Source organism: Bacillus sp. AG4(2022), from assembly GCF_031844465.1.
Taxonomy (GTDB): domain Bacteria; phylum Bacillota; class Bacilli; order Bacillales; family Cytobacillaceae; genus Bacillus_AB; species Bacillus_AB infantis.
This window is the reverse complement of sequence record NZ_JAUZVH010000011.1, coordinates 50403-69821: the sequence shown is the minus strand read 5'-3', so window position 1 is coordinate 69821 and position 19419 is coordinate 50403. Positions and strand designations below refer to the sequence as shown.

At 47.0% G+C, this 19419-nt stretch carries 20 protein-coding genes, 1 riboswitch and 1 other annotated feature; of the genes, 6 read left to right on the top strand and 14 right to left on the bottom strand.

The window, feature by feature from the left end; genetic code table 11:
- Nucleotides 1–391 precede the first annotated feature (391 nt).
- Together Q9R36_RS23715 and Q9R36_RS23710 are read right to left on the bottom strand one after the other, a co-directional pair.
- Complete coding sequence (locus Q9R36_RS23715) at nt 392–1438, bottom strand: lactonase family protein (protein WP_253615991.1); 1047 nt, start codon at nt 1436–1438, stop codon at nt 392–394.
- 136 nt (nt 1439–1574) lie between these two features.
- Nucleotides 1575–2390, bottom strand: coding sequence for a general stress protein (locus tag Q9R36_RS23710; protein ID WP_101552551.1), 816 nt, complete (start codon nt 2388–2390; stop codon nt 1575–1577).
- Between the two features lie 199 nt (nt 2391–2589).
- On the opposite strand from Q9R36_RS23710, the gene Q9R36_RS23705 reads away from it, so the two are divergent.
- On the top strand, nt 2590–3432 hold the full coding sequence (locus Q9R36_RS23705) for an STAS domain-containing protein (protein WP_253615993.1): 843 nt from the start codon (nt 2590–2592) through the stop codon (nt 3430–3432).
- 118 nt (nt 3433–3550) lie between these two features.
- Entirely contained in the window at nt 3551–3745 is a 195-nt protein-coding gene (locus Q9R36_RS23700; protein WP_009795711.1) for a hypothetical protein, read from the top strand.
- A 27-nt stretch (nt 3746–3772) separates the two neighbouring features.
- On the opposite strand, the gene Q9R36_RS23695 is transcribed toward Q9R36_RS23700, so the two are convergent.
- The 3 genes from Q9R36_RS23695 to Q9R36_RS23685 all read right to left on the bottom strand — a co-directional run bounded on the left by Q9R36_RS23695 (nt 3773) and on the right by Q9R36_RS23685 (nt 6489).
- Entirely contained in the window at nt 3773–3913 is a 141-nt protein-coding gene (locus tag Q9R36_RS23695) for a BA3454 family stress response protein (RefSeq protein WP_142385315.1), read from the bottom strand.
- A 94-nt stretch (nt 3914–4007) separates the two neighbouring features.
- The gene (locus tag Q9R36_RS23690; protein WP_101552555.1) at nt 4008–4733 is read right to left on the bottom strand and encodes a YqcI/YcgG family protein; all 726 of its coding nucleotides are present in this window, start codon (nt 4731–4733) and stop codon (nt 4008–4010) included.
- Between the two features lie 91 nt (nt 4734–4824).
- Complete coding sequence (locus Q9R36_RS23685) at nt 4825–6489, bottom strand: mechanosensitive ion channel (protein ID WP_253615994.1); 1665 nt, start codon at nt 6487–6489, stop codon at nt 4825–4827.
- Nucleotides 6490–6649: 160 nt separating this feature from the next.
- Here Q9R36_RS23685 and Q9R36_RS23680 point away from each other — a divergent pair, with 160 nt between their 5' ends.
- A complete protein-coding gene (locus Q9R36_RS23680) occupies nt 6650–7165 on the top strand; it encodes a sigma-70 family RNA polymerase sigma factor (protein WP_101552560.1) in 516 nt (171 codons plus the stop codon).
- Complete coding sequence (locus tag Q9R36_RS23675) at nt 7158–8480, top strand: DUF4179 domain-containing protein (RefSeq protein ID WP_311225982.1); 1323 nt, start codon at nt 7158–7160, stop codon at nt 8478–8480. The genes Q9R36_RS23680 and Q9R36_RS23675 overlap by 8 nt, the downstream gene beginning before the upstream one ends.
- Before the next feature lie 135 nt (nt 8481–8615).
- Here the strand turns inward: Q9R36_RS23675 and Q9R36_RS23670 are convergent, their stop codons facing one another.
- Together Q9R36_RS23670 and Q9R36_RS23665 are read right to left on the bottom strand one after the other, a co-directional pair.
- Complete coding sequence (locus tag Q9R36_RS23670; RefSeq protein WP_253615997.1) at nt 8616–9935, bottom strand: TrkH family potassium uptake protein; 1320 nt, start codon at nt 9933–9935, stop codon at nt 8616–8618.
- A gap of 105 nt (nt 9936–10040) precedes the next feature.
- A riboswitch (cyclic di-AMP (ydaO/yuaA leader) is annotated at nt 10041–10193 on the bottom strand.
- Between the two features lie 111 nt (nt 10194–10304).
- Nucleotides 10305–10862: a GNAT family N-acetyltransferase gene (locus Q9R36_RS23665; protein ID WP_101552565.1), complete on the bottom strand. Its 558-nt coding sequence runs from the start codon at nt 10860–10862 to the stop codon at nt 10305–10307.
- 174 nt (nt 10863–11036) lie between these two features.
- Here Q9R36_RS23665 and Q9R36_RS23660 point away from each other — a divergent pair, with 174 nt between their 5' ends.
- On the top strand, nt 11037–11921 hold the full coding sequence (locus Q9R36_RS23660) for a diacylglycerol/lipid kinase family protein (protein WP_101552567.1): 885 nt from the start codon (nt 11037–11039) through the stop codon (nt 11919–11921).
- Here Q9R36_RS23660 and Q9R36_RS23655 read toward each other — a convergent pair.
- The 5 genes from Q9R36_RS23655 to Q9R36_RS23635 all read right to left on the bottom strand — a co-directional run bounded on the left by Q9R36_RS23655 (nt 11918) and on the right by Q9R36_RS23635 (nt 14946).
- Complete coding sequence (locus Q9R36_RS23655) at nt 11918–12562, bottom strand: VC0807 family protein (RefSeq protein ID WP_253616001.1); 645 nt, start codon at nt 12560–12562, stop codon at nt 11918–11920. The two genes, Q9R36_RS23660 and Q9R36_RS23655, sit on opposite strands and share 4 nt — an antisense overlap.
- Nucleotides 12563–12677: 115 nt before the next feature.
- Nucleotides 12678–13109 carry a Dps family protein gene (locus Q9R36_RS23650; RefSeq protein WP_101552569.1) on the bottom strand — a complete coding sequence of 144 codons (432 nt, stop codon included), beginning with the start codon at nt 13107–13109 and terminating at the stop codon, nt 12678–12680.
- 127 nt (nt 13110–13236) lie between these two features.
- Nucleotides 13237–13818: a YqaA family protein gene (locus tag Q9R36_RS23645; RefSeq protein WP_311225981.1), complete on the bottom strand. Its 582-nt coding sequence runs from the start codon at nt 13816–13818 to the stop codon at nt 13237–13239.
- A gap of 151 nt (nt 13819–13969) precedes the next feature.
- Nucleotides 13970–14623: a permease prefix domain 1-containing protein gene (locus Q9R36_RS23640; RefSeq protein WP_253616003.1), complete on the bottom strand. Its 654-nt coding sequence runs from the start codon at nt 14621–14623 to the stop codon at nt 13970–13972.
- On the bottom strand, nt 14620–14946 hold the full coding sequence (locus Q9R36_RS23635; RefSeq protein ID WP_224905198.1) for a PadR family transcriptional regulator: 327 nt from the start codon (nt 14944–14946) through the stop codon (nt 14620–14622). Before Q9R36_RS23635 ends, Q9R36_RS23640 begins: the two co-directional genes overlap by 4 nt.
- A gap of 123 nt (nt 14947–15069) precedes the next feature.
- Here Q9R36_RS23635 and Q9R36_RS23630 point away from each other — a divergent pair, with 123 nt between their 5' ends.
- Complete coding sequence (locus tag Q9R36_RS23630) at nt 15070–15927, top strand: sulfite exporter TauE/SafE family protein (protein ID WP_101552576.1); 858 nt, start codon at nt 15070–15072, stop codon at nt 15925–15927.
- Between the two features lie 37 nt (nt 15928–15964).
- On the opposite strand, the gene argS is transcribed toward Q9R36_RS23630, so the two are convergent.
- A complete protein-coding gene (gene argS, locus Q9R36_RS23625) occupies nt 15965–17653 on the bottom strand; it encodes an arginine--tRNA ligase (RefSeq protein ID WP_311225980.1) in 1689 nt (562 codons plus the stop codon).
- 54 nt (nt 17654–17707) lie between these two features.
- Nucleotides 17708–17920 (bottom strand) — a binding site (T-box leader).
- Nucleotides 17921–17976: 56 nt separating this feature from the next.
- Entirely contained in the window at nt 17977–19149 is a 1173-nt protein-coding gene (locus Q9R36_RS23620) for an FtsW/RodA/SpoVE family cell cycle protein (protein WP_253616008.1), read from the bottom strand.
- Between the last annotated feature and the right edge of the window lie 270 nt (nt 19150–19419).

Here is a 19419-nt window from a genome sequence, read left to right as displayed (position 1 = left end):
TGTGCTTATCATGACAGGTGCATGCATAGTTTGTTTCCTTTATATCAAATACGTGAAAGGAAGAAGGATCTATAAGTATGTAAAAGATATCCTATGGGGTATTCTGTTTGGAGTAAATGGCCTGCTGTGTATCCTTTTGCTGGGTATAAGCCTTATTTTTGAGCTGCCTATCAATGAACGGGTTCTACTGGCATTGGCCTTCATTGCAAGTGCAGGATTTTTTTTGCGGTGTATCAGAAGCCTGTTGCTTTCTTATATAGGACGCCCTTTTTCATCCAGGTAACAGTACAGCCAACATGGTGATCAGGACCATATAATAAGCGCATGGATGTTAACATCCATGCGCTTATGAATACTTTGATAACAGGGCATATCCCTTTTTAAAAGCTTTTTATAAGAATTTCACACATACAGGGTAAGGAACTGAAACATCCTTCTGCAGCAGGGATAGCCTGCCGCTTTGTGCGTCACGAGCAAACAAAGTGAGGTTTCCGGTTTCCTGGTTGGAGGCAACGATATATCTTTCTGAAGGATCGAGCACAAAGTCGCGCGGCCAGTTTCCTTCAGTGGAGGTATGCTCGATGAACTCCAGCGTGCCGGTTTCTTCATTTACAGAGTACACGGCAATGCTGTCATGTCCGCGATTGGCGGCATAGACAAAGCGGCCGTCAGAAGAGATATGGATGGCACTTCCCTGGTTATTTTCCCGGAATGTTTCAGGGATGGCCGGTACTGTCTGCATTACCTTGAAGCTGCCGTCATTCGGGCTGTATTCGAGCACGATCACCTCGGAGCTCAGCTCTGTCATCACATAGGCAATATTCCTTTCCGGGTGGAAAACAAGATGCCGCGGCCCGCTGCCAGGCTTTACATCCAGTTTGGCCGCTTCCTTCAGCTGCCCATCATTTAACGCATAGGTAATGATTTCATCTGTACCCAGGTCAACGGCGGCAATATAATTCTCATCTGGCGTAAAGCCTGCATAATGGGCATGCGGCTTTTCCTGGCGGTCTGGGTTTGGTCCTGTGCCCTCATGCTGGGCAACAGATGAAGCTGAAAGCAGGGAACCGTCCCCCGTCAGTCCGTAGGCTTCAATCGTACCTTTATGGTAGTTGGCAGTCACTGCATAGCTCGAGTCTCTATTTACGCTGATATGGCATGGGGAGGCACCGTCAGACAGCTGGCGGTTCAGTTCTGTAAGCCCGCTGCCATCACTGATGGAGAACGCGGCGGCGCCGCCCTGCGTCCCTTCCTTTACGACAGAATAAAGTCGGGTTTTATCTTCGCTGATTGTCACATATGTAGGGTTTTCAAGCTCTGCGGCGAGCTTGACGTTTTCAATCCTGCCGTTCTCTGTATTCAATTCAAAAGAATAGATGCCTTTGCTGTCGCCTTTTGTGTAGGTGCCGATAAATCCGGAAAAAGTATGGTCCCTCATTACTATTTCTCCTTTCAACATGCGGATTGCCTCTATTATATCATGAACCTTTTCAGTGTATTCAGCAGGGCAAAAATGAAAAAGCCAAAGGACCTGGCGGGTTAGTCTGCCAGGTCCTTGTTGGCCAGCTGAGACCTTATCCTTTAGGATAGTCTGAATTAGGCTGGCGCGGGTCAGTATAATCGCGGTTCACTTCATCTCTCAGCCTGTCTTCATCTGCAAAGGGATTGCTTACCACCTTGTCACTGAGAGGGGTGTTTGGATCTATATTTTCATCCGTATACGGGCGGTTTTGATCATTGTGGTCCTGGAATGCATTTTCGCCTTTATCCAGTTCGCCCGGGTTAAGCGGATCGACTATATAGTTGTCATACCTATCTTCCTGGTCCGTAGCCCGGATGGCTGTATTCCTGTCTGTTGTGCCAACGAAATCTTCGTCAGTGCGGCGGGCGTCATTGACAGCCCCTCCGGTGAAGATCGTTTCATCATCCGTCAGGCGGTCGCGGTTCCGGTCGTCAGGATCGACAAGGATCAGGATTCTTCCTTCTTTTACCTCTGCTTCATAACGGTTGGCCTCTTCTTCCGGAATGCCCATGCCGATCAATGCGCCTGCAAGTCCGCCTGCCCCGGCGCCAACCGCTGCCCCGGTCAGTGTTGCAGCAATCGGACCCGCCGCAACGATCGGTCCAATTCCAGGGATTGCAAGGGCGCCGATGCCCACGAGCAGCCCTGTGAGCCCGCCCAATGCTCCGCCGGCAGCAGCGCCAGCCGCAAGTCCTTCCTCTGTTTTCGTTCCGGTTTCTTCGCTCACAGCGTCAAGATCATCACGGTTCTTGCTGATGACCGAAATGTCCTCAGCCCGGTAGCCTTCCGCTTTCAAACGTTCAATTGTTTCAACCGCTTCATCCTCTGTTGCATATGAGCCTACTACGCGTTTATTATCATCTGCCATGTTCATTCCTCCTTAATCGTTTAAAAATGTTTCTACTAGAGTACATACCCTCAGGTGAAAATGGCCTAAACCTCAGCCGGCCTGTAATATATGTCACAAAGTGCCTCCATGCCGGGGTTCAGATGAGGTCTGCGTTGCAATACTGCACGGAAATGCTATGATATAATTGTCAGACTTTTTCACAGGGGAAGGGATTGCTTTGAAAAACGAATTGATTAAGATTGGCACAAGGATAGTAGAGAGCAAAGAGCAGCTCGTCAAACATATATTTGAAAGGGAATGCCCTTTTTATAAGGAAAAGCTTAAGAAATCGACTGTCGCCAGAGATCAGATAGCTGAATGGCGCAAAGCCCTGATTCAAATCCTGGGTGAATCATTGTATACGGATCGGGAGGAAAGCGGGCGCAGAATTGAAAAATGGGCGCGTGAAACAGGAGAAACGGCGATAGAAAACGGCGTTCCCCTGGACGAATCCCTGCGTGTGCTGTCCCTGTTCAGATCGGTTATTTGGGACGTTTTCACTGAGGAGCTGGAGAAAAATCAATTTGCTGCAGTCACGATGCTTGATGTCAGCAAAATCATCAACCCGCTCCTGGATGAGGTCGCATATATATTCAGCAATATTTACATGAACCACAGCACCAGGAAAATTGAAGTCGCCCAGACTGCCCTGCAGGAGCTGTCCGTTCCGGTTGTCCCGATTTCAGCGGATATAGCAGTTCTTCCACTTGTTGGGGAAGTGGATACAGAGCGCGCAAAATTCATTATGGAAAAATGCCTGAAAAACAGCACAGAGCTTCAACTAAAGCAGCTGTTCATTGATGTATCCGGCGTACCGATGATAGATACGATGGTCGCCCATAATCTGTTCCAGATTGTAAAGTCATTAAACCTGATCGGTGTGAAGGCAACTATGACCGGAATACGGCCGGAAATCGCCCAGACGATCGTGGCTCTCGGAATAGAGTTCCGGGAAATCCCGACAAGGGCAAATCTTAAGCAGGCGCTGATGTCAGCGGGATTCGAACAAACTAAAAGGTGATATTTGTGTGAAACTTATATATAAAAGGGGAACGAATTAAATATAAAGTGATACACTAATCATATACAGTTGAAGGGAAATCTATTAAGCAGCCTTCTTAAAAAGCGGGGAGTCGAACATGAAGCTGGGATTAATCATCGTTATCGCCATTATCATTCTTTCTTTAATTTTTACCCTTATGCTGGCCGGCAAAAGTGATGCTGACTACTCGAAGTCAGCGAGGAAAAATACGGTCAACCTGACTGTAATTTATGCAGTAGTCATTCTGCTTTCCATCGTCGCACTGGGTGTTTATATTAAATGGGGAATCTAAAAAGTGAAGCGCTCACGCTTCACTTTTTTAATTTACAGTCTGCCATTGCCTCTGCACCTGTTCCTGTGCAAGGCGGGCAATTTCCTCTTCTTGAGTTCCTCTATGTGCGATTACATTTGTCATATAGTTTTTTCCGCCGTGATTAACGGTTACAGTTACTTGTACCATGCTTTTTTATTCCTTTCTTAATGATATTTTAATATAGTGATACCATTTTAAAAGGAAAATGAAACCTGTTTGCATAAATTATTGACCCATTCTATCACTTAGAATGGAAAGGGCATTTCCCTTCGATTGGCTCGATGTCATCGCCGATGAAGTATTGCTTCCATTCCCGATGCTCAGGATCCCCGTAATGGCTGATATTCGGGTGCTTTGGCAGTCCATCCCACTTTTCCACTCGTTCCCTGACTTTTTCCCTGGACATGATTCCTCCTTTAGAAGTGCCTTCAAGCCCCTCAAAGATTCTCCTCGGCTGGAAGCCCAGCACAAGGCTGTTTCCGAGATCCCTTGTTTTCCGCTGTTTATAGGCAGGCGCGTTTCCAAACACAAAGAATGGCTCTTCTGCAAAAGAGAATGCCCATAGATGGTGGTCCGGGTCCTCTGGATAATCCTTCGGCCAAGGCTTTTCATCCTGATCATGAAGATACTGCAGGATGTTCCAGAAATATTCGCGGTAGTAAGGGATATCCTTCTCTTCTTTTTCCGGCTCCACAAACACAAACAGGCCATGGCGGATAAGCTTGGGAGCATCAAAAAGGTCAATGAACTGTTCCAGCGCCTTTGGAAGCTGTGACCAGTCATCCTGTGAAATATATGCATAGCGCAGCTCCCCTCGGTTTTCAGCAGTCATGCCGAAATAGCATGGGAAGGTCTTGTCTGTGACAGTTTGATGGAAGGTCTTATATTCTTCAATGACCCAGGCAGGCACAATGTCAGGGTTGGTCATATCTTCTTTTTTCAGCAATGCTTTTTGAATTGTTTTCATAATCAGCTCTCCTAAAATGATTTTTAGAAGCCGGCTTCCCGCAGGAGGCCGGCTTCATCCCGTGCTTCAAAATATCTCTCGTGCGCGGCTGCTATCCTTCTCTGTTTTCATTCATGCGATTATGCTCCGGATTTATCGGATCAGCGTTATCAGGCGTCATCGGCCGGGCAGGACCGGAATCTCCAGCTTGATTGCCCATAGAGGCATCTGGAGTCATTGATTCTTTAATCTGGGCGGTGCGGGCATCTTTATTGATGCTCGTCTGCTCAATTTTACGGTCAAGCTTTTGCAGATACTTGGCGGCAAAATCCTTTCCTCCTAAACCGAAGGCAAGGCCAAAGGCGAGAGCCAGTCCGCCGAGGATAAGGATAAAGGCAGAATTGACGATGGAATGGGCGACGCCAAGCTGGTCCAGGGCCATAAAGATGGAAACGGCTACGATCGCATATTGCGCCACAGATGATAGAAGGCGGAAATGAGGGCCTTCCAGCAGGCTTGAAAGCAGCTTCTTTACCAGAGTTCCGAGCCATAATCCTGCGCCAAGAATGACAAGGGCTGCAAGAACATGAGGCAGATAGGCTATGACACCGGTTGCCAGTGTGACAAGGAAGTCGAGCTTCAGCAGGTTCAGAGCTTGTACAACAAATAAGAGGACAACAATGATCTGGGCAATATAGCCAATCAGCTGGGAAATCCCGCTTTTTGCAGCCTTGGTTTTATTTTTTGTGAATCCTATGCTATTAAAATATGAATCTGCGCCGATTCGTTCAAGAAGGCCGGCAACCATCCCCCTGACCCATTTTCCGAGCCAGATGCCCGCAAGGATAAAGGCGATGGCGACAATGATATTCGGGATCATGGTGAGGACATCGTTCAGCATGGCAATTGCAGGCTGTGATATTCCTTCCAGATCCAATTCTTCGAGTGCCGCGATTACGACCGGGATCATAATGAAGACAAAAACGATATAGCCGGCAACAGATGAAAGGGTGGTCCCTTCAAACAGCTTGGACAGGCCGAAACGCCCGACAAGCTTTTCCGTACCGATGCTCTGCAGGAAGCTCGTGACAATATCACGGACCAGCTTGGCGATGAACCAGCCGATAAACAGAATAAGGGCAGCGGCAAGGAGTTTAGGAAGGAAAGCCAGAATATCATTGAGCATGCTGGCAAACGGTCCGGAGACTCCCTCGAGATTCAAGGCTGACAGCACGGCAGGAAGGGAAATCAGCAGAACCAGATAGAATACGATATTGGCGGCTTTATCGACGATATTGGAGGAGTCGTGATCTCCTTTAATGAATTTATATTTGTTCAGTGTTTCATGGACGCGAAGCGTTCTGCCTCCACGCTTGATGAGAAACTTGAGCGCGGATGCCACCAGCCAGGCAACCAGCAGGATCAAAGCAGCCTTTAGAATACTTGGGATGGCACCTGTAATAGTCGAGAACATGCCTACTAGCGGAGTAGCCAGGAAGCTTAAGTTTAGGATATTGAAGAACCAAATAAAGACAAAAATGAGGATGAGAATATAAACGATTTTACTTATGATTTTCTCAGGGGAATACTTCCTGTTTCCTGAATCGGCAAACAGTTTATTATCAAGGTTTGTTTTGCGGAGCCCTTTCAGGACAGCCTTCTCAACCGCCTTTGCAATGATCCATCCCAGCAGGAGGACGACTAATGCCAGCAGAAGGTCGGGAAGCTGGTTCAGATAACCGTTCCAGCCACTCCAAAATGCATAATTATTATCCAACTAGATCCACTCCTTATCATAGATATTTACATTTACCCAGTGAGTTAGCAGATAAACAGGCTGCAGGCAGCTGAATTGGAAAATAAAGTTTGAAAAAGCAAAACCTTTTTCCTAAGGAGCAGTCTAATATTCAGGAAAACAAGAGGGGGATCGATCAGCTTTGGAGCATATTGTCCGCAAAGCCATAAAAGGGGATGATGAAGCTTTTCTTGATATCATCCGTTCCTGTAAGGCGGATTTGTACAAAACCGCACTTGCCTATATGCGAAATGAGGAAGAAGCTCTTGAGGCCGTGCAGGAAGTAACCTTCCGGGCTTACAGGAGCATAAAAGATTTGAAGCAGCCTGCCTATTTCAAAACGTGGATCATCCGGATTATGATCCATTACTGCTGCGACAGGCTCAAGAAGCAAAACAGGCTTGTATATAACGAACAGCTGCTCCTCGCAGCAGGCGGGGAAGAGAATACTCTTCTATTCGAAGTCCAGGATGCGATGGAGGCGCTCGATGACCGCTCCCGTGAACTGCTGACGCTCAAATACTTCCATGATCTGAAAATCAGGGAAGTGGCTGCCCTGTACAACCGTCCGGAAGGAACTGTAAAAACATGGCTCAATAAAGCGTTGAAGTCATTAAGAGAGAAGCTCGAGGAAAGCGGGGGGAAGATGGATGTTTGAGAAGGAAGAAAAAAAGCTTGAGGCTATACGAGAGCGGTATCAGGAATTTCCTGTGCCGGATGAACGGCTGGAAGAAGCGATCATGAAAGGGTTCCAGCAAGCCAAGGCTGCTTCACCGAAGAAGCGATTGATCAAAAGGAGCTGGCTGCCCGGTATTGCGGCCGCCCTGCTATTGCTCGGATTTTTGACCAGCATCAGAGTTTCCCCGGCCTTTGCCCACTATGTAGCAGAAATGCCGGGTATGGAAAAGCTGGTAGACCTTATCCGTTTTGACAAGGGATGGATATCCGCTGTGGAGAATGACTATATGCAGCCGCTCGGCATATCCCAGGAGAAAAACGGGATCCGGGTTACGCTTGATGGTGCTATACGGGATGAGCGGGGGCTGGTGGTATTTTACACAGTTGAGTCAGAGGAGAAGCAGGTGCTGCATACAAATAGTATTGAAATCACTGGCGGTGATGGGAAGGAGCTTCCTGTCAGCTTTTCCGGTTCTGGTGATAGCTCTTACACAGATGAACCAGTAAAGTCTGTAAATGGAACAGCTGACTATCTATTCAGTGAAGACTTGAAAGGGAAAGAGTTCAAGGCAGAGGCAGAGGTCAAAACAAAGAATGGCACAGAAACATTCGAAATTAACTTTTCGGTTGAAAACCCAAAAGTGAAGAAAAAGGTATATCCCTTAAATGAAACTGTTTCAATAGAAGGGCAGAAAATCACATTTAAGGACATTGCCATTTATCCATTGCGCGTGGCCATCCATGTGGTGTTTGATCCGGAGAACAGCAAGAAAATCTTTGCTCTGGAAGATTTGCGGCTTGTTGATGAGAATGGAGAAGCCTGGTCTGGCATTGCCAATGGTGTGTCAGCACAAGATATTAAGGAAAACGAGAAAATAATTTATCTGCAAAGCAACTATTTTAAAGAGCCGAAGGAGCTGTATCTGGCCCTGAATAAAGTGATGGCCGTGGATAAGGAGGATGCGGAAGTGGTCATTAACACCGAAACGAAAGAGATTGTGAAACAGCCAAAGGGCAATAAATTGTCAGGTGCAGTCTTAAATGGTGGAGATCTCTCTGTCCAGGTTCGGGCAGGGGAGGAATACAATCATCAGCTCTTTGCAGCTGCAAAAGATGCAGAGGGCAGGGAGCTTTATGGGGGAAGGTCTTTCTACCGCGGAAGCGATGGCCTCTATCAGGAGTTTGGCGTGGGCTTATCTGAAGCAGATCCCGCCAAGTATAAGAATCCCATTAGACTTGAATTATCAGCGTTTCCTTCCTGGGTCGAGGGAGAAGTGAAGCTTAGGCTGGAGTAGAATGCTGCTTAACACATTATATTAAAAACCAGGCCGGAACAGTGAGTTCTGGCCTGGTTTTGTTGTGTGCATTCTGCCGATAATATGGAGGTGCCGCCTTATTAATCAACTTAGGCAATCGTCCTCAGCTCTTCCCTAACCCAACAAAACATCCTCACCAGGGTACCTGATCTTCTCCGGTTTTTGTCTGGCAAATGAGAAGGCGAGTGTGAGCGGGCCAAGTTTGCCCAGGAACATGATGAAGATGATGATTTCTTTTCCGATTTCTGACAGGTCTGCAGTAATGCCCATGGACAGGCCGACCGTTCCGAAGGCGGATACAACTTCGAAAATAATTTTAATAAATGGCAAATCCTCCGTGATGCTCAGGACAAAGATGGCGATAAAGACGAACAGGATGGAAATCATCGAGATGGCCAATGCCTTTGTCAGATAGTTGACGCTGATGGTGCGGCGGAAAATGACGATGTCTTTTTTGCCGCGTATAAACGTAATCACAGCCATGATAATGATGATAAAGGTCGTCAGTTTAATTCCGCCACCGGTGGACGCGCTCCCAGCGCCCACAAACATTAACAGCAGCATATACAGGACTGTTGCATCCTCAAGCCCGCCGATGTCAATGGAATTGAACCCGGCAGTCCTTGGTGATACAGCCTGGAAATAGGAGGCCCAAAGCTTTTCCCAGCTGGTCAGATGGGCGAGGGTCTGCGGATTATTGTATTCAAGATAAAAGATGATGGCCATTGACACGATATTGACTGCAAAGGTGCCCACAATCATCATTTTAGAATGGAGCGACAGCCTTCTGAATTGTTTTGATTTCCACAGGTCGGCCAGTACGGTAAATCCAAGGCCCCCGATGATGAAGAGCATGGAAATCACAATATTGATGACAGGGTCGCCGACAAATTGGCTCAGGCCATCGGGCCAGAGCTGGAAGCCGGCATTATTGAAGGCAGAAACAGAGTGGAAGAGGCTGTAATAGAAGCCATCCCACCATCCGTACTGCGGAACCCATCTCAGGCAAAGAAAGAACACGGCGATGGCCTCGATCGTAAAGGAAAAAATAAACAGGTAGCGGACGAGGCGGATGACCCCGCCTACCGACGTCTGGTTCAATGCCTGCTGCAGGACGAGACGCTCCTTGAACCCGATTTTCCTTCCGAGCATTAAGTAAATCAGCACAGCGAAGGACATAATGCCAAGACCTCCAAGCTGGATAAGGCACATGATGACAGTCTGGCCGAACAGAGTATAGGTTGAGGCCGTATCAGCCACTGTCAGCCCTGTCACGGTCATAGCCGAAGTGGCTGTGAACAGAGCGTCAATCCATGTAACACCATTAATGGTTGAAAAGGGAAGCTTCAGCAAGGCGGCCCCCAGCAGGATGAAAAACAGGAATATAAGGGTCAAAAGCTGGGGCGGAGTGATATTCAGGTATTTTCGCTTCATGATCGAAAGAGCTCCTTTTTCCTCAAATGGTGAAAAGCAAATTTAATTTTGACCATAAAAAAACCATTCTTATCCACGGAAAAGAATGGTCAATATGTCTATTGGCCTTTCTCTCAATATGCTTACGGAGTTAGCTGCCGGATTAGGAATTGAGAGCTTCCTTCCTGGCCTGAGCCAGGATTCACCCCGGGCAGGCGCAACAGCCTCCTGCCATATTGGTTCCCCCGTTCTTAAAATAAGATTCAGCAAAGGTATTAAATTCAAGTGTGATTATAATCTATAAAATACTCCCGCTCATTCGCAAAGTCAATCAGGAAATTGTGAATTTTTCCTGTTTAAAAAACCGTGCAGGTTGCACGGCCTGCAGCTCTATTTTTCCTCCAGATGAATTCTGCGGTAATCATCCTCCAGAATGCTCATCATGATGGAATCATGGTACTGGTGATCGTAAAATAAAGCCTCGCGCTGGACGCCTTCCTGCTTGAAGCCAAGCTTCTCGTAGACATGGAGCGCCCGGTCATTATAGACAAAAACATTCAGCTCAACCCTGTGCAGATTCAGCACACCGAAAGCATAGCCAAGCATAAGCTCCATTGCTTCGCTTCCATAGCCGCGCCCCTGGTTCTCTTCCTCACTGATGTTCACACGGATATTGGCATTGCGGTTGGTGGCATCTATATCCTGAAGGGCAATATCACCAATCACTTCATTCGTTCCATCAAGGACAATCAATAAGAGGATGGAAGATGAATCCTCCGCTTTGTCTTTAATATAAGAGAAGATTTGATCTTTCGAAAAAGCTTTTTTCAGCCCAGTGAGCTTTCGTGACTGTTCATTATAGAGCAGCTTCACATATATATCCGTATCTTCTGTACTGATGGGCCGCAGATAAATCCGCTCTCCCTGCAGGAACCGTATTGCATCCATTCGTACTCCTCCTTGGCTTTTCCTAATTACAATATAATCCAATACCGCTCATTTAAAAATAGATATTTTATCCCTTTCAGCAATTTAAACATCAAGAATAATTGAAACATCAAAAGTTGGGTAAATGTAAATGTAATAGCAGTACACTGTTCGGAAAAGGGGGCCTTGGCCAGGATGGAGTTTAAAAAAGGAATGCTTGTTTATAATGGAAATGCCGGGCAAAAAAATATGGAAAAGTCCCTGGCAGCCTGTGTTCCGATCTTGTCTGCAGAACTGGATTCACTGGTTCTGCTGCCAACGAAAAGGGAAGGGCATGCAAGGGAGCTTTGCAGGGAATATGGATCTGAAGTGGATGTTGTTTTCATCCTGGGCGGAGACGGGACGGTACACGAATGCATCAATGGACTGGCGCCGCTTGAGACCCGGCCGGCCATCGGCATATTGCCTGGAGGTACTTGCAATGATTTTTCAAGAACATTGAATATCCCCCAGAATATCCGTGATGCGGCGCTCAGCATGGTTGCAGGAGAAATGGAGCGGGTTGACGTCATGCAGGCCAATGAAGATTACTTCCTCAACTTCTGGGGCATCGGCCTGGTGGCAGAGGCCTCGGAAAATATCAAGGCAACAGAAAAAAACTTGTTTGGGCGGATCAGCTACTTCCTGAGCGCCTTGCGGACAATCAAGGAAATGGAGCCATTCCATGCATCCATTATAATCGATGGGAAGGAGATAGAGGAGGATGCTGTCATGATCCTGCTGGCCAATGGCCAATATATAGGGACCAATGCATTGCCTTTCAGGAATCTCGAATATAATGACGGACTGGCTGATTTATTTATTATAAAAGATGCCAATCTTTCTTTAATGAAACAAGCACTTACAGAAGACAGCATGGAAGCGAACGAGAACATCCTTCATTATAAAGGGAAGGAAATACTAGTAAGCACAGACAAGAGGATGGAGGCAGATATGGATGGGGAGGTGTATTCGGCAACTCCCTGCCGGATAAGCGTCCATGACGGACATCTGCAAATGATAAAGCCAGGGCAGCTCTAAGGGCTGTCCTGGCTTATGGTTGTTTCAGGAGGCTCGTTCAGCGCTCCGATTTCTTTCAGGATAAAATAAAAACCGCCTGCGGATACAATGGTAAAACCCCAGTTCAGGATCTGCCTCAGCACGATTCCCTGGTCAAAGGCATCTACGCCGTATTTTCCAATGAGCCAGACCTTAATGGAGGCAAGAAGAATAAACTTCAGAGCAAAGCCCGCCGTGATCAGGCTGAAGATCATCAAGGTTTTGCTTTTAAAGAAAACTTCCTTCATGCTGCCTCTGTCTTTTCCCTGCAACTCCATAAAATCGAGAGTGAAATAGAGGAAGACTGGCTTTTTCAGGACAATCGTCAATAAAAACAGGCAGCCCAGCACATAAGAGTAAATCACATTATTCCAAAGAAGCTGAAGGGCTGACCCGGCAAGCACATCGATCATGGTGCCGATCACCAGGTTAGAAAGAAGGAAGAGGCCGAATAAATTGACCTTTTTCAGCTGAAAGAAGCGGTACAGTGTATAGATGATGCCAGGTACAGATGACAGGATCATCGCCAAGTAATCACCGAGCATGTCCCGGCCGTAATTCCAAACAACAAGAGGGAGCACAACATAAAAGAGAATGTCGAGCACCATTGAATTTTTCTGCATTTATTTTGTTCCTGCCTTTACAAAAGATTTCCTTTCATAAATATTCCCCATAGAAGGGAGAACTCCTTTATTTTCTTATAGGAGTATACAAAAAAAGAGCCGCTGGGCTCTTTTTTTAGGCTATGAAGGCTTTCAGCATCCAGATTTTCTTTTCCAAGTCTTCAATCAGTCCGATAGCAAGATCTTCTGTTACAGGATCTCCTTCCTGGTCCGCAATGCCGGCCAGCTGCTTAAGTTCAGAGCTGATTGTGCCGTAGTCTGAGATGAGGGAAGCGACCATCTCTTCTGCTGTTTCTTCGCTGCCGTTATCTGCGATGGACGCCTGCTCAAGGAATTGGCTCATGGCAGCAATCGGCTTTCCTCCTGCTGCCAATGTCCGTTCTGCAATTGTATCTACATTCGCCGCCGCTTCATTGTAAAGCTCTTCGAATTTCCCGTGCAGGGTGAAAAATGCCGGTCCTTTTACAAACCAGTGAAAACGGTGAAGTTTTGTGTAAAGGACGCTCCAGTTGGCAATTTGTTTATTCAGGCTGTTTGTCAAAGTCATAAATATTCCTCCTCGTTTTGTCTGCAGTTATATTATATCAAATATTACTTTATAATCAATACTTATTTATAATTATTATAAATAAAAAATAAGTATAAAAAAACGGCCATCCAAGGGCCGTTTTCGATCAGACAGTTTTTTTCTTTTTACGCATAACCAGATAGATGATATACACGATGACGATCAGGGCGCCGCCTACGAGTGTAAGCATCCCGAAGTTCTCTTCAATGAATGGACGCGCCTGGGCGCCAAGCACCATAATAAGGGCAGCTTCAAGAAAGAAGCGGGCGCCTCTGCCTATGATGGACCAGATGACGAGGGTCCGGAGCCGCACTGTTGTAATGCCGGCAAAGATGGTGAACACTTTATAAGGAATTGGGGTAAAGCCTGCGATAAGGATGGCTACTGGCCCGTATTTATTGAAATAGTTCTCGACTTTCTGGATTCTTTCTTCAGAGATGATGAACCGCAAAACAGGGCGGCCCAGTTTTTTTCCAATGATCCATCCGAGAATGGCGCCCAGGACGGATGCCACGGTTGTAATGAGCGCATACCAGATGACGCGGTCCGGATTGGAAATGCCCATTGGGATTAAAAGTACATCCGGAGGGATAGGGAAGAAGGATGAGTCGGCAAAGGAAACAAAAAACAATCCAAAGATACCATACTCCATAAGCCATTCTTCAATCGTGTGAATCAGTTCTGACATAACGGATCTCCTTTAGCAGCTTCGTTAAATATCCTCAAGCCCCCTTGTACAGAGCTGAAGGACAGCACACGAGAAGTATATCATTTACTGTCTGCCAAGTCATGCAGGAGTCCGATAATTACATTAATTTTCATAAATAGGCAAGGGGGCTTTACCGCTGGCCGGCTGATCCGGCTTTTCTTTTAGTGGTTAAGAATAATAGGGTATACAGCTGCCTTGCAAGAAGATAAATGAATGCCCCGATAAGGATGGCGAACAGGTCGAGCCAGAGCCCATTCTGGTATCTTTCAGGCTGCTTGAACCAGTCAAGCGATGTCAATCCCGAGATAAAAGCAGCCGGGACGAGGATGACCACCCAGGGGCTCTGCAGCCACTTCACTTTATAAGCCTGTGACACAGCTTCATACAATATCTCTGCGATCCCTGCCAGGAAGAACACAAGCATATAAGTGGTAAAAAGGTAGCCTGGTTCCAGGCCGAACTCATACTGCGGGTTATAATACACCATAGCCTCGTATGATAGGAGATGAAGGGCAGCCGTTAAAAAAATCGTGCTGAAGAGGAACCTGACTATTTTATAAAAAGGAAAAACAGCTTTCTTCAGCTCAGAGCTGATCCTTTTTTCATTCCCGAAGCATCTGATAGCTTCCCCGGCTGCTTCTTCCTCGGACCAGCCGAAGGCCATCAGCTCTTTTGCATGTTCTTCAAGATGAGAGGTCATCTCAAGCCTCAGTTCTTCCCGTTCAGTATTGTCCATTGGCAGCCCATCAACGATATTATCAATATATTGATCGATTTTCTTCATGAGTAGCCCTCCGAAAATTTGTGGATCAAATCACTGATTTTGTTCCAGTTTTTGAGCTTTTTGCGTAATTCTTTGCGGCCGTCTTCGGTAATGCTGTAATACTTCCGCCTGCTGGCTTCAAGCTCCTGATGCCAGTAGGAAGTGATAAACCCTTTTGCCTCCAGCCGCTTGAGAGCCGGATAGAGAGTTCCTTCATTCATGCTGTATGCTTCATCGCTTTTTTTGCGGATTTCCTTTGTCATTTCATATCCATAGCTGTCTTTTTCAGAAAGAAGGGATAATAAAAGTATATCGATGCTTCCTTTTAAAAGTTCTTTATCCACGAAGTGTACCCCCAGGTTCATTTATATACATTGTACTTCAATGTACATTGTAATACAAGGTAAAGGGCAAAGGGTAATGAAATCAGTTACAATGGGTATAGAGATAACCAAAGGAGTTTTTATATGGAATATTTACTTTTCTTATTGCTGGGCGGAGTGATCAGCGTCCTGTCCGGCTTCTTCGGAGTAGGAGGAGGATTCATCCTGACGCCTGTACTGCTATTGATCGGGTTTGCGCCCCTTGAAGCGATTGCTACCAGTCTTTTTTTCTCGATTGGCACTTCTTTGTCAGGGATCGGCGCCCATTTCCGGCTGAAAAATATACTATGGAAGGAAGGGGCAATACTTGGGGTGAGCGGTATGCTTGCCACCCAGGCCGCCAAGCCGCTGGTGCTGTTACTGAGTGAAAAGGGGCTTGATGCAACCGTTATTCCGGCATGCTATATTATATTGCTTTCCTATTTCGCGTTCACCATGTTCCGTCAGGGCAAAAAGTCAAATGAACAGTCCCATGAGGGCAGGCCATCCCTTGCGCGAATGCTGCTGATCGGATTTTCAGGCGGTTTTGTTTCGGCAGCTCTAGGTGTTGGGGGAGGATTCATCATGGTTCCCCTGTCGATTGCCTTCCTGGGACTGCAGCCGAGAAAGGCAGTAGGGACAAGCCTGTTTGCTGTCCTGCTGATTGTAAGCACTGGATTCCTCTCGTATGCATCTGCTGTGGAGATCAGCTATCTGACTGCCATCCTGCTAGTTGCCGGCGGCCTTGTCGGATCACAGGCTGGCGCATGGCTGACCAATTTTTATAAAAATAAGGACATCAGTCTGCTGCTTTCAGGATTGTATATCGCGACTCTCCTAAGCGTCGTTTTCAAGCTGATCCATCACAATCTGATCGGAATAGTCCTGCTAAGCCTATTTATTGCTTATTTCTTTTTCCTGTCCCTGTCGAAGATCATCAGGAAGAAGGAAGCAGAAGCATAAAAGCAGGAGGGGGAGGGCGTTTTGCCCTCCTCTTTTTTTACATTTTCTTTGGCGCCGCAATCCCAAGCAGCCTCAGTCCTTCCTCCATGACAAGAGAAGCAGCCCGGACAAGGCTTAGTCTTGTCTCAAGCCCCGGCGTATCGTCCAGTATCCGGATCTGCCCATAATATTTATTAAAGCTCTGGGCCACATTGGTGATATATTTGGCAATCACTGAAGGCGAATAATGCTTATGGGCTTCTTCAATCTTCCCGGGAAAAAGGCTGAGCTGCTTGAGCAGATCCCAGCTGTATGGGTCGCTGAGCCCCTGCTCCATTTTGCCGGCTGTCCCGGCCTTTTGAAGGATGGAGTGTGCCCTGGCATTTGTGTACTGGATATAAGGACCGGTTTCACCTTCAAAGGTGAGCATCTCATCCAATGAGAATTCGATATGGTTGAGGCGGTCGTTCTTTAAATCATGAAAAAGGACAGCGCCGATGCCGACAGCGGCAGCAGTTTCTTCCTTCTGCTCATGCGAAGGATTTTTAAGGCAGATATTTTGATAGGCCAGATCGACCGCTTCTTTCAAAACATCTTCGAGCAGGACAACTCTTCCTTTTCTCGTCGACATTTTCTTTCCGTCTTTCAGGTAGAGGCCGAAAGGTATATGATGCATATTATCTGCCCACTGGAAGCCAAGCTTATTCAGAACCAGCTTCAGCTGCCTGAAGTGAACTGACTGCTCCTGGCCGACGATGTACAGGCTTTCGGAAAAGTGATAGGTTTCTTGCCGGAAGATCGCAGCGGCCAGGTCGCGGGTTGCATACAGGGTCGCTCCATCCGATTTCTTGATCAGGCAGGGAGGGAGGCCGTGCTCTTCCAAGGGAACCACCTCTGCTCCATGGGATTGGGTGAGGAGGTTTTGGGACTGGAGGAGCTCTACGGCTTTTTCCATTTTATCGTTGTAAAAGGCCTCTCCGTTATAGGAATCAAAAGAGATGCCCAAAAGATCATAGATCCGGTTGAACTCTTTCAATGATTCCTCCCTGAACCAGCTCCATAGCGCAAAAGCCTCTTCATTACCCTGTTCCAGCTCCCGGAACCAGCGGCGCGCTTCGTCTTCGAGAACAGGATCTTTCTCTGCCTCCTCATGGAAACGGATGTAAAGCTTAAACAGCTCAGCGATCGGCTTTTCTTTTACAGTGCCGGGGCTGCCCCATTTCTTATAGGCGGTAATCAGCTTGCCGAATTGGGTTCCCCAATCGCCAAGATGGTTGATCCTGATGACTTCATAGCCGCATTTTTCAGCAATCAGGCTGATGCTGTTTCCGATGACTGTTGAACGCAGATGGCCCATTGAAAACGGCTTGGCGATATTGGGGGCTGAGAAATCGATAGTGATAGTCTTTCCTGTGCCGGTGGCGCTATTGCCGTAGAGGGAGCCGGCTTCAAGAAGGACCTGCAGGATCTTCAAGCCAACTTTCTCCTTCGATAGAAAAATATTCAGGTACGGGCCATGTGCCTCTGCCCGGTCAATGAGGCTGTGCTGCAGCTTTCCAGCGGCTTCAGCAGCTATCACTGCAGGCGCCTGCTTCATTTTTTTTGCAAGGGTGAAGCAGGGAAATGCGAGATCGCCGTGCGCCGTATTCTTTGGCACTTCAATCAAGCCGGCAAGCTCAGCAGCTGTGAACCGGCCTTCAAACAGTTCCATAAGCGCTTCAGTAAAAATGGCTTTCAGTTTGACCATGGATCTTTCTCCTTCCAGTTGTTTTGATTGAACGCAAAAAAGCCCGCCTCTTATAAAAGAGACGAGCCTGTTATACCCGCGGTGCCACTCTGATTGTCCATAGGACCTCTTGAAATGATAACGGGGGATTTCCCCGGCAGGACCTACTTTGACTTTCGGCCCGGCATCTCCGAAGTGCGCTTCATAAAAGGGTCCCTGCAGGCTTTCACCATCCCTGCATCGCTTCAGGGGACCGCCCTTTACTACTCTCTTCATCATTGATTGAATATATCGCTGCGTTGAATATTAAACGTATTATAACCCATAGTATTAAAATTGCAAGACTATTGTGAATCAGATGAAAACATATAGGTTTTATGATGGAATCGGATGCTGAAGATCAAGCCCATTGCAAACATATTGCCCATCAGCGAGCTTCCGCCATAGCTGATGAATGGAAGCGGAATCCCTGTGATCGGCAGCAGCTGTATGGTCATGCCGATGTTCTGGAACACGTGAAAGGTGATCATACTGATGATCCCTGTACAAATATAAGTATTATAAGGATCCTTGGTTTCCATGGCCGTCTTGGTCAAATGATAGATTAAGAGGAAGAAAAGGCTGATGACGACGCTTGCCCCAAGGAACCCATATTCCTCTCCGATGACACTGAAGATGAAATCGGAATGATTATCGGGGATATTGACCTGCCTGTCGCCGACTCCTTTTCCGGTAATAAGGCCGGAGCCAATCGCCTGGAGCGAGCGCAGCAGCTGGAGGCCGGCAGACTGCCCGTAGCTCTCGGGATCGAGCCACGAATAGATCCGGTCAAACTGGTAAGGATCGACCTTCAGATATTTCTCGATGATACTTGGCGCCCAAATGACCAGATAAAGGACGCTGGCGGCAAAACCGATGCCTGCGCTGTAAATGGGCAGCAGAATCTTCCATGAGATCCCGGAAACGAAGATGATCCCGAGCATGATGGCAATAATGACGAGGGCAGTCCCCAAATCCTCGACAAGGATGAGGCCGAGCGGCAAAGCGGTCACAGCGCCAATCTTGATCAAAAGATAAAAGTCGGTCTTCAGTGTTTTCTGGATGAATTTCTCATGATGGGAGGCGATCAGCTTGCTGAGCGCCATGATCAGGAATACTTTAACAAACTCGGATGGCTGGATAGAACCGACGCCGGGGATGACAAACCAGCTTTTTGCCCCTTTAATGACAGGGGCAATCTCTTTCGGAGCAAGAGCCAGTGCCACAAGCAGGAGTATGCCGAAAGCATAAAGAATCCAGGAAAGCTTCCTGAACTGGTCGCTGTCGAAATACATGGTCACACCCGCGATAAAGGCACCGACACCATACCAGAAAATCTGCATGAGCAAGAAGTTTTTATCATATTGCTGCAAGGTTTGGGCGCTGTAAATCGCTGTACAGCTGACTATGGCAAATAACAGCAGCAGAAAGCTCAGCGTCCAGTCAAAACGGTCGGAAGGCTTAAGTGAACGATCCATTATAAAATACACCCTGTTTCATTTCAGTTTGGCCATTGTTATATAAGCCGCCCCTCTGCAGAGGGAGGGCGAGTGGATTCTGGCAAAAGTCCGGATTAGTTTTTTGAACAAGTAAAGTGGTTAATAGTATAGACGTTTCTGCCAGGTATATTGTTTCCTTAAAAGGGGAATTTTTCAATTTAGTTAGGGGAAATAGAATATTTATGATGATCAAACTTTTCTGCTCTATCTGCTGATGCTTTATTGTTAAATGAGTGAGTGCCGTTATTC

Excerpts from the sequence above, each read along its gene's own strand:
- Q9R36_RS23630 (WP_101552576.1), top strand. The coding sequence starts at position 15,070 with ATGGAATATTTACTTTTCTTATTGCTGGGCGGAGTGATCAGCGTCCTG.
- Q9R36_RS23710 (WP_101552551.1), bottom strand. The coding sequence starts at position 2,390 with ATGGCAGATGATAATAAACGCGTAGTAGGCTCATATGCAACAGAGGAT.
- Q9R36_RS23620 (WP_253616008.1), bottom strand. The coding sequence starts at position 19,149 with ATGGATCGTTCACTTAAGCCTTCCGACCGTTTTGACTGGACGCTGAGC.
- Q9R36_RS23695 (WP_142385315.1), bottom strand. The coding sequence starts at position 3,913 with ATGGTACAAGTAACTGTAACCGTTAATCACGGCGGAAAAAACTATATG.
- Q9R36_RS23690 (WP_101552555.1), bottom strand. The coding sequence starts at position 4,733 with ATGAAAACAATTCAAAAAGCATTGCTGAAAAAAGAAGATATGACCAAC.
- Q9R36_RS23655 (WP_253616001.1), bottom strand. The coding sequence starts at position 12,562 with ATGCAGAAAAATTCAATGGTGCTCGACATTCTCTTTTATGTTGTGCTC.
- Q9R36_RS23670 (WP_253615997.1), bottom strand. The coding sequence starts at position 9,935 with ATGAAGCGAAAATACCTGAATATCACTCCGCCCCAGCTTTTGACCCTT.
- Q9R36_RS23700 (WP_009795711.1), top strand. The coding sequence starts at position 3,551 with ATGAAGCTGGGATTAATCATCGTTATCGCCATTATCATTCTTTCTTTA.
- Q9R36_RS23675 (WP_311225982.1), top strand. The coding sequence starts at position 7,158 with ATGTTTGAGAAGGAAGAAAAAAAGCTTGAGGCTATACGAGAGCGGTAT.
- Q9R36_RS23650 (WP_101552569.1), bottom strand. The coding sequence starts at position 13,109 with ATGACTTTGACAAACAGCCTGAATAAACAAATTGCCAACTGGAGCGTC.
- Q9R36_RS23645 (WP_311225981.1), bottom strand. The coding sequence starts at position 13,818 with ATGTCAGAACTGATTCACACGATTGAAGAATGGCTTATGGAGTATGGT.
- Q9R36_RS23665 (WP_101552565.1), bottom strand. The coding sequence starts at position 10,862 with ATGGATGCAATACGGTTCCTGCAGGGAGAGCGGATTTATCTGCGGCCC.
- argS (WP_311225980.1), bottom strand. The coding sequence starts at position 17,653 with ATGGTCAAACTGAAAGCCATTTTTACTGAAGCGCTTATGGAACTGTTT.
- Q9R36_RS23640 (WP_253616003.1), bottom strand. The coding sequence starts at position 14,623 with ATGAAGAAAATCGATCAATATATTGATAATATCGTTGATGGGCTGCCA.
- Q9R36_RS23715 (WP_253615991.1), bottom strand. The coding sequence starts at position 1,438 with ATGAGGGACCATACTTTTTCCGGATTTATCGGCACCTACACAAAAGGC.
- Q9R36_RS23660 (WP_101552567.1), top strand. The coding sequence starts at position 11,037 with ATGGAGTTTAAAAAAGGAATGCTTGTTTATAATGGAAATGCCGGGCAA.